Below are 11,766 nucleotides of genomic sequence, written 5' to 3'. Positions count from 1 at the left end.
CTGCTATCCCTCCTTTTCTTTTTAGTTTCGTGAAAAAAAACGAAGGGTTATACAAGTTGTACAACCTGTATAACCTACAAATTTATAAATATACGAAACCTTACATGTTGAAAAATATATAATAAGGAAACAAAGTGGCTTTTCGACAATATCCACTACTTGTGGACAAGTTTTTTCAATAGGAGTGAATAAGCTGTCCACATGTTATCCACAATCTGTGGATAATGAAGTTATACACATTTATTTATTCAGAGTGAAAACACAAATATAATATCAAATTTCACTTAGAGGTGCAATGGTTTTTAAAACTTTATCCACAGGTATAACAGATTGTTAACTATTTTTGTCCACATCCTATGGGTCTGTGAAAAAGCTGTCAGTATCTGTTGTGGATAGTGAAAAAAGTGTCGAATGATATCCACAATGGCTTTTTTCTTGTAAGATCCTATAGAAATTGGATGTTTTAATATTGATAGGTTATCGATGTACAACGTATGTTAGTCGGTGTAGGAACATTTCTTTCAATAATTGAAGCGGGGAACACAAATGGAACAATCTTGATACTTACATAAGGATGGATTTCGATTATACTGTAGTGAAAAGAGACAATAGTTTTTTTAAAAGATAAGAAATAATAAAATGGTCTAGCGAAAGCGCCCTAGCGCCTAGTCTACTTCGGCCCTCTCGTTACGATAAGTCAACATCGATGCGCTTACAAGCTCATCGTGTTTCTTTTTATCCTTCGAGTTGCGCAAGGTCGATAAGGCGCTGGACAGGGTGCTTGCGCTTTTCTTATTACAGGATCAGTTCGTTCAAATGTAGTCTGTAAACTAAACTACAGATCTATACAAGATGACGGGGAAGAAAGGAAGTAATTTTTTTTCAATCTGGAAAATAGGTTGACATTTTTCAGACCCTATCTATATAATAGGAAAGACTGTCTTTAACAGCTATTCCTCAGGGAGGTGTCATATAATGAAAAGAACTTACCAACCAAGCAAGCGTAAGCATAGTAAAGTTCATGGATTCCGTAGTCGTATGAGCAGTGCAAACGGACGTAAAGTCTTAGCACGTCGCCGTCGTAAAGGAAGAAAAGTATTATCAGCATAGGCCACTGACACATCAGTGGTCTTTTTTCTCATAAATTTAAGTTTTTTTGTATATTTGTTTTGTTACGGATTCATTTTAGGTAGACTACATAGTGCACTGGGGAATTAATTGAGGTTCTAATAGAAGACTCCTCAGGTTTAATAAACTCGCCAATGGCGAGTTTATTTTTAGAACCTTGTAAGATCAAGATTGAAGGTGTACTTTTTATGAAAAAAGAGTTTAGAGTAAAGAAGAATAAGGATTTTCAACAGATTTTTAAAAGTGGTCAATCAGTTGCAAACCGGCAGTTTGTGGTTTATGTATTAAGAAAGCCTGAACAAACTCATTTTCGAATTGGGTTATCAGTTAGCAAGAAGCTAGGAAATGCAGTCACACGAAACCAAATTAAACGATATGTACGGCAGGCGTTTCATGAATTGGAAGATCAGTTACAACATAGCAATGATTATATAATTATTGCCAGGAAGCCAGTGGCTGATATGAATTTTCATGAAATAAAAGGTAGCTTAACACATGTGTTGAAAATTGCGAAGGTATTGAAGCTGCAAAAGCATGGAAATAATGGTGGTAAAAAATAAATTATCTAAATTCGAAGCCACTTGGCTATAAAAGATGTTAAAATATTTTTGGATTTAGTTGATGATTGATCTACCATCATGTATGGGACAAGTACATATAGTACGTGAAGAAAAAAATATTTACTAGGAGGAAAAATCGGTTGAGAAAAAGAATATTTCTTCTAATCGGATTGATTTCGATCATGCTCTTTTTATCAGGCTGTACGGAGGTTAATAAACCGATCACTTCTGAAAGTGAAGGGTTCTGGAATGAGTATATAGTTTATCCTCTCTCCTTATTAATCACGAAAACAGCTGAATTCCTTGGAGGGAATTTTGGACTTGGAATTATCGCAGTTACGATCTTAATTCGTTTATTTATTTTACCATTAATGATTAAACAAACGAGAAGCTCCAAAGCGATGCAGGCATTACAACCAGAAATGCAAAAGCTAAGAGAAAAATATAGCTCAAAAGATCAAAAGACACAGCAAAAGCTACAGCAGGAAACAATGGCTCTATTCCAAAAGCATGGAGTGAATCCGCTAGCTGGCTGTTTCCCATTAATTATTCAAATGCCAATTTTAATCGGTTTCTACCATGCGATTTCTAGAACAGAAGAAATTGCTCAGCATAGCTTCCTGTGGTTTGACCTTGGTGTAGCTGACCCGTTTTATATTTTACCTCTAATTGCTGGTGCAACAACATTCATCCAGCAAAAAATGATGATGGCAGGTACAGAGAACCAAAATCCACAAATGGCTATGATGCTTTGGATCATGCCAATTATGATTATTGTCTTTGCGATTAACTTCCCAGCTGCATTATCTTTATACTGGGTTGTCGGAAACCTATTTATGATTGTTCAAACATATTTCATTAAAGGTCCAGACTTGAAAAAGGCTGCGGCTACTGAAAATGCGGGAGGAGCAAAAAAGTGAACCAAGTAACTGCTAAAGGACAAACTGTCGAAGAAGCAGTCGAATCGGCTCTAGCTCAATTAAATACTACTAAAGACCGCATAGAAATAAACATCATTGACGAAGGTAAAAAAGGATTTTTCGGTATTTTTGGAACGAAACCAGCAGTGGTAGAAGTAACTTTAAAGGATTTTACTGCTCATGAAGAGGAAGCTGTGAAAGTAGCTTCTTTTACAGAGGAAACGGAAGAAGCTTTGTCACTTCCTGAGCAGTCTGAAGCCTTTGATCCAATTGAAGAAGCAAAAAACTTCATTTTAAGCGTAAGTGAAAAAATGGGTGCACCTGTCACTATTCAAGTGACAAAGGATGGGAAAAATGTTCAGTTTGACCTGGAAGGTGAGAAAATTGCTTTGTTAATTGGGAAGAGAGGGCAGACACTGAATTCGTTACAATATTTAACACAGTTGGTCATCAATCGCTATTCCAATCAGTATGTAACGATTATATTAGATGCTGAAGACTACCGAAAAAGACGAAATGAAACTTTAATTCAGCTGGCTGAGCGACTTGCTCAAAAATCGGTTCGAACAGGGCAAGATGTTGCACTTGAACCGATGCCATCCTATGAACGAAAGGTGATTCATACCGCACTAGTAAAAAATCACCGTATTAAAACATATTCATCTGGAAATGAACCACATCGTCATATTGTAATCTCACCAGTAAAGAAAAATCGATCCTAAGTGGATCGATTTTTTTTTGAGAAAAAAAAGATTGGGGGAAGAGGATGTGTAGTTATGTTGTTTTATTGTTATTCACATGTGGATAAGTTAAAATAAAGCATATTCAACTATAGAAATGTGGATAAGTCATTTGTTTAAAAAACAATTCTCTTTTGTATCGAAATAGGATGTGCTATTCTAAGGCTTTGGAATAATAGAAAAGATGATCTGTTTATATATAGAAATGAAAGTAGGCTAGATGTCATCTAGCATTCGGGTAAGTAATCATATGAAAAAAGAGAGGTGATGAAAGAGTGGAATTTGATACTATTGCAGCGATTTCTACTCCGATGGGGGAAGGAGCAATCGCAATTGTTCGCTTAAGTGGGGATGAAGCGATTGATATTGCAGATAAGCTTTTTTTAGGAGTAAAAGGAAAAAGGCTAAAAAGTGTAGCCACTCATACGATTCACTATGGAAACATTTTGGATCCTAAAACCAACCAAATTGTTGAAGAGGTAATGGTTTCGGTCATGCATGGACCGAAAACATTTACGAAGGAGAATATTGTCGAAATTAACTGTCATGGTGGGTTAGTGTCAGTCAATAAAGTGTTACAGCTTGTATTAAATAATGGAGCCCGACTAGCGGAGCCTGGTGAATTCACAAAGCGTGCATTTCTAAATGGACGGATTGATTTATCGCAAGCTGAAGCGGTCATGGATTTAATACGCGCCAAAACCGACCGGGCAATGAATGTAGCAATTGGTCAGATGGAAGGACGCTTGTCCAATCTGATTCGAAAGCTTAGACAGGAAATATTAGAAACACTTGCCCATGTAGAGGTCAATATAGATTATCCAGAATATGATGATGTAGAAGAAATGACGCATCGAATGTTAATAGAAAAAGCACAGTACGTTCGCGATGAAATTGAGAAGCTGTTAGTGACATCACAGCAAGGGAAAATTTTACGAGAAGGCCTTTCAACCGTTATTGTAGGTAGACCGAACGTAGGGAAATCCTCGCTGTTAAATAGTTTAGCTCAAGAGAATAAGGCGATTGTGACTGATATACCAGGAACTACGAGAGATGTTATTGAAGAGTATGTCAATGTTAGAGGAGTACCACTGCGCTTATTGGATACGGCGGGAATTAGGGAAACCGAAGACATCGTTGAGCGCATTGGAGTAGAACGCTCCCGAAAAGTCTTAAAAGAAGCCGATCTCATACTATTAGTATTAAATTTTGCAGATGAACTAACGGAAGAAGATGAAAAGCTTTTTGAAGCGGTAAAAGGTTTAGATGTTATCGTAATTGTCAATAAGACCGATCTTCCTAAGAAAATCAGTATGGAGCGAGTGGAAGAGCTGACGAAGAATCACAGGCTTGTCACAATTTCTTTATTAGAGGAACAAGGGATTGATCAGTTAGAAGAAGCCATTTCGTCTTTATTCTTTACAGGTAGTATTGAAGCTTCCGATATCACCTATGTATCAAACAGTCGCCATATCGCTCTTTTAAATCAAGCAGCGAATGCTATAGATGAAGCAATCCAAGGAGTGGAAATGGGAACTCCAATCGATATGGTCCAGATTGATTTGACGAGAACATGGGAGTTACTCGGTGAAATTATCGGAGATAGTGTTCATGAAAGCTTAATCGACCAGCTATTTTCACAATTTTGTTTAGGAAAATAGTAGGGTGGCAAGTGTTTGTAGACGATCGTCGTACTAAAGTTAAAATATGTAGTGAAGCCTAAAGAAAACAATTGAATAGTGAATCTAAAAGCTATTGGGTTGAGATAAGGAGGCAGCATAATGCAATATGATGCTGGAAATTTTGATGTCATTGTCATAGGAGCTGGTCATGCAGGCTGTGAAGCAGGACTAGCTGCGGCAAGACAAGGGGCAAAAACGCTTATGATTACCATCAATTTAGATATGGTGGCATTTATGCCGTGCAATCCATCTGTTGGTGGCCCAGCTAAAGGGATTGTTGTAAGAGAAATCGATGCCCTAGGCGGAGAAATGGGTAAAAATATTGATAAAACTCATATACAAATGAGAATGCTGAATACTGGAAAAGGTCCTGCCGTTCGTGCCTTAAGAGCACAGGCAGATAAATTCTCGTATCAACATGAGATGAAAAAAACACTTGAAAATGAACAGAACTTAACGCTTCTTCAAGGAATGGTAGAGAGACTCATCGTAGAGGATGGTGTTTGTACGGGCGTTGTAACGCAAACAGGAGCGGTATATCATGCGAAGGCAGTTGTAATCACAACTGGAACATTCCTTCGTGGGGAAATTATCCTAGGGGAGCTGAAATACTCCAGCGGTCCGAATAATCAACAACCATCCATTAAATTATCCGAGCATTTACAAGAGTTGGGTTTTGATTTAGTTCGTTTTAAAACAGGAACTCCACCACGTGTGAATAGTCACTCGATTGATTATGGTAAAACGGAAATTCAGCCAGGAGATGAAGTTCCACGTGCATTCTCCTATGAAACAACGAGATTTATTACCGATCAATTGCCATGCTGGCTAACATATACAAATGAACAGACCCATCAGCTAATTGATGATAACTTACATCGTTCCCCTATGTATTCTGGAATGATTAAAGGGACGGGTCCACGCTACTGCCCATCCATTGAAGATAAGGTTGTCCGCTTTAATGATAAGCCAAGACACCAAATTTTCTTAGAACCTGAAGGACGTAATACGCAAGAAGTTTATGTTCAAGGGCTTTCAACGAGTCTGCCAGAGGATGTCCAGCAAAAGATTTTACGAACGATTCCAGGGTTAGAAAATGTTCAAATGATGCGTGCTGGCTATGCCATTGAGTATGATTCAATTGTCCCTACACAATTATGGCCGACACTAGAAACGAAAAACGTGAAAAACCTGTATACGGCAGGTCAAATTAATGGAACATCTGGCTATGAAGAAGCAGCCGGTCAAGGGCTAATGGCAGGAATTAATGCCGGACGCCGGGCATTAGAACGAGAAGAAGTCATTTTAAGCCGCTCGGATGCCTATATTGGTGTTTTAATTGATGACCTAGTTACAAAAGGAACGAACGAGCCCTATCGGTTATTAACGTCACGTGCGGAATATCGCCTGCTGCTTCGCCATGATAATGCGGATTTACGCTTAACAGATATTGGTCACAAGCTAGGATTAATTTCAGAAGAACGCTATGAGAATTTTATTGAAAAAAGAGAAGCAATTGAAGCTGAAAAGCAACGATTGGCTTCAATTATCATTAAACCGAAAAAAGAAGTTCAAGAGCTTATTCAAAGCGTTGGTGGTACAGAGCTTAAGGATGGAATACGTGCTTCTGATTTACTGAAGCGTCCTGAAATGACATATGCCCATGTTGAACAATTAGCTCCTCGTGAAACGCCACTAGATGGGGAGATCACAGAGCAAGTAGAAATTCAAACCAAGTATGAAGGCTATATTGAAAAATCGCTTCAACAAGTAGATCGTTTGAAGAAGATGGAAAACAAGAAAATTCCAGAAAACATAGACTACAATGCGATTTCAGGGCTTGCTTCAGAAGCGAGACAGAAATTGAAGGAAGTTAGACCATTGTCGATCGCACAAGCTTCGCGTATCTCGGGGGTTAATCCTGCCGATATCTCTATTCTGCTTGTATATATCGAGCAAGGTAAAATTGCCCGTGTATCCAATGACTAGAAAGGATTGACCAATGAATACAGAACAATTTACGAAGATGTTAGCGGAGAAGGGGATTTCCCTTTCTCCTGAACAATTAGACCAATACGAGCTTTATTTTCAAACACTCGTTGAGTGGAATGAAAAAATGAATTTAACAGCGATTACAGATCGGGAAGGCGTTTATTTAAAGCACTTTTACGATTCAATTTCAGCTGCTTTTTACTATGATTTTTCAAAGCCATATCGTATTTGTGATGTGGGAGCTGGTGCAGGCTTTCCAAGTATACCGCTAAAAATTGCCTTTCCTAATCTACATATCACTATTGTGGATTCACTTAATAAACGAATTCATTTCTTAGAGCATTTAGCAAAAGAACTGAAGCTTGATCATGTAAGGTTTATCCATGATCGAGCAGAAACCTTTGGTCAAAATAAGGATCATCGTGAAGCATATGAAGTGGTTATGGCTCGAGCGGTTGCGAGACTATCTGTATTAAGCGAGCTTTGCCTTCCGTTAGTAGAGGTAGGAGGTACCTTTATTGCAATGAAGGGAGCAAGTGCCAATGACGAGCTAGAAGCTGGAAAGAAGGCTGTATCAGTTCTAGGTGGTAAAGTAGAGCAGTCTCATTCCTTCTTACTTCCTTTTGAAGAAAGTGAAAGAAATCTATTAATTATTAAAAAAGAAAAGAATACGCCGAAAAAGTACCCACGGAAACCAGGAACACCTAATAAGACACCAATAGAATAAGGTTACTATATCCCCAAAAATCGAGTATAATGGATGATAAGTGTTAGCTTTCGGCAGGACATGTCATTTTTATAGAGAATATGTAATAGGGAGTTTCGTAAAGGTGGTGTAGGGTGATGAAGCAGTCTTTCTCACGCTTTTTTGGCCTAGGCGAAAAGGGAGAACCTGTTGAAGTAGTTGAGTCTACTGAAGAAGAAATCGTAGTAGAGAATGAAGAAATAAGAAAAATTCCAATCGAGCAAATCGTACCTAACCGTTTTCAGCCAAGAACGGTATTTGATGATGAGAAAATTGAGGAGCTTTCTCGCACCATTCACACACATGGCATCATTCAACCAATAGTTGTCAGAGAATTTGGGAATGGACAATTTGAAATCATTGCTGGTGAACGCAGATGGCGAGCAATGAAGAAGCTAAATTGGACAGAGGCTCCTGCGATTGTGAAAAATCTAAGCGATACGGAAACGGCATCTGTTGCGTTAATTGAAAATCTTCAAAGGGAAGAGTTAACGCCGATTGAAGAGGCATTAGCATATGGGAAGCTTCTAGAGCTCCATAATTTAACTCAAGAGGCATTAGCACAAAGGCTCGGAAAGGGACAATCAACGGTTGCAAATAAATTACGTCTGTTGAAGCTTCCAGAAGAGGTACAGGAAGCATTGCTGAATAAAGCAATTACCGAACGGCATGCACGTGCACTCATTCCATTAAAGCTACCTGAAAAGCAAGTGGCATTACTACAGGAAATTATCGAACGTAATTTAAATGTCAAGCAAACAGAAGAACGTGTTGTGAAACTGCTTGATACAACCGAAAAGAAACCGAAGCCCAAGCGAAAAGCATTTAGTAAGGATATGAGGATTGCTGTTAACACAATTCGCCAATCCTTATCGATGGTATCGAATAGTGGAATCAACCTCGATGCAGAGGAAGAAGAGCACGAGGAATACTATCAATTTACAATTAAAATTCCAAAGAAGAAATAAAAACCCCAATGGAGAAATTAAACAGCTACTGTTTGATTTCTCTTTTTTTCTGCGAAAACTGCTCTTTTTTAAGACATAGTTAAACAGAAGTCTAAGTTAAACACCTTTTTTACAAATGGAGAATTTTTAGAAAAAAACTATGATAAGATTTGATTCATGATAAAATAGATTACATGATTGCTAGTTTAACCCAAATGAGTAGAGTAGAAAATTAAAGAGTCATATAGAAGAGTTTATAGGGAATGAAGGTAGGTGACATCGTGGGCAAAATTATTGCAATTGCGAATCAAAAAGGTGGCGTTGGCAAGACAACGACCTCTGTTAATCTAGGCGCCTGCTTAGCATATATAGGGAAAAAAGTGTTATTAGTTGATATCGATCCTCAGGGAAATGCGACAAGTGGGATTGGGATTGAAAAAGCAGATGTTGATCAATGTATATATGATGTGTTAGTAGATGATGTAGAGGCAGTGGCAGTCATTAAACCAACATCTGTGGAAAACTTATTTGCCATTCCGGCGACTATCCAGCTTGCTGGAGCGGAAATTGAGCTTGTCCCTACGATTTCAAGAGAGGTTCGATTGAAACGAGCGCTAGAAGAAGTAAAGAAAAACTACGATTATATTATCATTGACTGTCCGCCGTCACTTGGTCTATTAACGATTAATGCATTAACGGCTTCAGACGCAGTGTTGATCCCTGTTCAATGTGAATACTATGCGCTAGAAGGACTAAGTCAGCTGCTGAATACGGTTCGTCTTGTACAAAAACACTTAAACCACGACTTAACAATTGAAGGCGTTTTGTTAACGATGCTAGATGCAAGAACAAATCTAGGGTTGCAAGTAATTGAAGAAGTAAAGAAGTATTTTCAAGACAAAGTATACCAAACGGTTATCCCTCGAAATATACGTCTAAGTGAGGCGCCGAGCCATGGACAGCCTATCATTATTTACGATCCGAAATCTAGAGGAGCTGAAGTTTATTTAGATTTAGCAAAGGAAGTGGTTGTGAATGGCTAAAGGCTTAGGAAAAGGTTTAGATGCTTTCTTCTCGAACATAGAAGTGAATGAAAGAGAAGAAACAGTACAGCAAATTAAGATTAATGAGCTCAGACCTAACCCTTATCAACCTCGTAAAATATTCGATGAACATGCGATTGATGAACTTAAGCAATCCATTGAAGAGCATGGAATCCTACAGCCATTAATCGTTCGTAAGAGCATCAAGGGCTATGAAATTGTAGTCGGTGAAAGACGTTTTCGTGCTGCGAAGGCGGCGAACCTAAAGCAGATTCCGGTTGTCGTTAGAGAACTCAATGAACAGCAAATGATGGAGCTAGCCGTTTTGGAAAACCTTCAGCGGGAAGATCTCTCTCCAATTGAGGAGGGGGCAGCCTACCAGCTCTTAATGGATAAATTAAAGATTACTCAAGAAGTGCTAGCCAAGCGTTTAGGAAAAAGTAGACCACATATTGCTAATCATATCCGCTTACTTTCCTTGCCTGCTAAAGTACAAGAACTCATTACGGACGGGACAATTTCAATGGGTCACGGACGTGCATTACTTGGATTAAAGAATAAGGATCGAATCCCTGCGGTGGTCGAAAAAGTACGAAAGGAAAACCTGAACGTTCGTCAACTAGAGCAGCTAGTTCAACACCTAAACGAGTTTGTTTCACGTGAAACAAAGAAACCGAAGGAAAAGAAGGATGTCTTTATACAGGAGCAAGAGTCTGTTCTTCGGGAACGTTTTGGAACAACAGTTCATATCAAACAGTCAAAAAATAAAGGGAAGATTGAGATTGAATTTTTCTCAAAAGAAGATCTCAATCGTATTCTTGAGATATTAGAATCTGAGAGACAACAACAATAAGAGACTGAGACATAAGTATTTCAGTCAATGATTTATCCGAACTTTCAGGAGTTATCTCCTTTAACTAGTTCGGGTATTTTTTTGTTCGGAAAACAAATTTTTTTAAAATAGTGGAATGGAGCAGAAGACACTTGACTACTAAGGGAATTAGAGGAAAGGCTGTGACACCAAAGCGTAGCGAGAAGGCTCAGCTTCCTCCCCGCGGAAAGCGAGTGTCTGCAGCGCAGGTGGAACGAACTTGTTTTTACAACCAACTATTTGAATCAAGTCATTGTTCGTCTTTGAGAAAGAGTCATTTAGTTATGTCCCATCCTCTGTTTTTTGAAGAAAAAAGAAAAAGCTGTCAAAAATTATTAGCACATGATAGTATAATGACTAAAAATTTGGTTTGACGAAAGAGATATAAGGAGAAAATTATGTTTTTACTTGGGACCATTGTAAATGGATTGTTAATAATCATTGGAACTTTATTAGGTAAGCTCCTTCACCGTATTCCAGAGAATATGAAGGGAACCGTTATGCACGCAATTGGCTTAGCGGTCATGGTTTTAGGGCTACAAATGGGATTTAAAAGCGAAAATTATCTAATCGTCATATTGAGTCTTGTATTTGGTGCCATACTTGGTGAAATGGTCGACTTAGAAGGAAAGTTAAATGCACTTGGCAATTGGATTGAAAGAAAAATAGGAGCATCTAGCGGAACAGGGAGTATTTCTCAAGGATTTGTTACCGCTACTCTGATTTTCGTAATTGGAGCAATGGCTGTGATAGGCGCACTGGATAGTGGCATACGAGGAGATCACGATGTTCTGTATACAAAGGCCATTATAGATGGGTTTACTTCTCTTATTCTTACGACAACTCTTGGAATAGGTGTCATTTTTTCAGCTATCCCTGTTATGTTATATGAAGGATCAATCGCTTTATTTGCTACGCAAATTAATCAGTTTGTGCCCCAAGAACTTATGGATAGCTTTATAAAGGAAATGACTGCAACCGGAGGAATTATGATTTTTGCTATCGGCTTAAACCTTCTAGGAGTCATTCAAATTCGTGTTGCTAACCTATTACCTGGCATCCTTGTAACGGGTGCTATTGTCACTGGGATTCACTACTTTACCTAATTATAGAAAAAACGGTCCAATAAAGAAGAGCC

11 protein-coding genes are annotated in these 11,766 nt (G+C 38.4%); all 11 read left to right on the top strand.

Annotated features, from left to right (window positions below; all coding sequences use genetic code 11):
• Positions 1–975 precede the first annotated feature (975 nt).
• Complete coding sequence (gene rpmH / locus LS684_RS20510; RefSeq protein ID WP_233808912.1) at positions 976–1,110, top strand: 50S ribosomal protein L34; 135 nt, start codon at positions 976–978, stop codon at positions 1,108–1,110.
• A gap of 206 nt (positions 1,111–1,316) precedes the next feature.
• On the top strand, positions 1,317–1,688 hold the full coding sequence (rnpA, locus tag LS684_RS20505; protein ID WP_233808910.1) for a ribonuclease P protein component: 372 nt from the start codon (positions 1,317–1,319) through the stop codon (positions 1,686–1,688).
• Positions 1,689–1,870: 182 nt separating this feature from the next.
• A complete protein-coding gene (gene spoIIIJ, locus LS684_RS20500) occupies positions 1,871–2,608 on the top strand; it encodes a YidC family membrane integrase SpoIIIJ (RefSeq protein WP_233811724.1) in 738 nt (245 codons plus the stop codon).
• Entirely contained in the window at positions 2,605–3,330 is a 726-nt protein-coding gene (gene jag, locus LS684_RS20495) for an RNA-binding cell elongation regulator Jag/EloR (RefSeq protein WP_233808908.1), read from the top strand. The genes spoIIIJ and jag overlap by 4 nt, the downstream gene beginning before the upstream one ends.
• Positions 3,331–3,623: 293 nt before the next feature.
• Positions 3,624–5,009 (top strand): tRNA uridine-5-carboxymethylaminomethyl(34) synthesis GTPase MnmE, encoded by a 1,386-nt coding sequence (mnmE, locus tag LS684_RS20490; protein WP_233808907.1) that lies wholly within the window; start codon positions 3,624–3,626, stop codon positions 5,007–5,009.
• Between the two features lie 120 nt (positions 5,010–5,129).
• Entirely contained in the window at positions 5,130–7,019 is a 1,890-nt protein-coding gene (mnmG, locus tag LS684_RS20485) for a tRNA uridine-5-carboxymethylaminomethyl(34) synthesis enzyme MnmG (RefSeq protein WP_233808906.1), read from the top strand.
• Between the two features lie 13 nt (positions 7,020–7,032).
• Positions 7,033–7,749, top strand: coding sequence for a 16S rRNA (guanine(527)-N(7))-methyltransferase RsmG (rsmG, locus tag LS684_RS20480; RefSeq protein ID WP_233808905.1), 717 nt, complete (start codon positions 7,033–7,035; stop codon positions 7,747–7,749).
• A gap of 116 nt (positions 7,750–7,865) precedes the next feature.
• A complete protein-coding gene (gene noc, locus LS684_RS20475; protein WP_233808904.1) occupies positions 7,866–8,735 on the top strand; it encodes a nucleoid occlusion protein in 870 nt (289 codons plus the stop codon).
• 260 nt (positions 8,736–8,995) lie between these two features.
• Positions 8,996–9,757, top strand: coding sequence for a ParA family protein (locus LS684_RS20470; RefSeq protein ID WP_233811723.1), 762 nt, complete (start codon positions 8,996–8,998; stop codon positions 9,755–9,757).
• Entirely contained in the window at positions 9,750–10,610 is an 861-nt protein-coding gene (locus LS684_RS20465; protein WP_233808903.1) for a ParB/RepB/Spo0J family partition protein, read from the top strand. The genes LS684_RS20470 and LS684_RS20465 overlap by 8 nt, the downstream gene beginning before the upstream one ends.
• Positions 10,611–11,026: 416 nt before the next feature.
• On the top strand, positions 11,027–11,734 hold the full coding sequence (locus tag LS684_RS20460) for a DUF554 domain-containing protein (protein WP_233808902.1): 708 nt from the start codon (positions 11,027–11,029) through the stop codon (positions 11,732–11,734).
• Positions 11,735–11,766 lie beyond the last annotated feature (32 nt).

The sequence above is a fragment of the Cytobacillus spongiae genome (assembly GCF_021390075.1).
The sequence above is the reverse complement of the archived record's forward strand: the minus strand, read 5'-3'. Positions and strand labels throughout refer to the sequence as shown.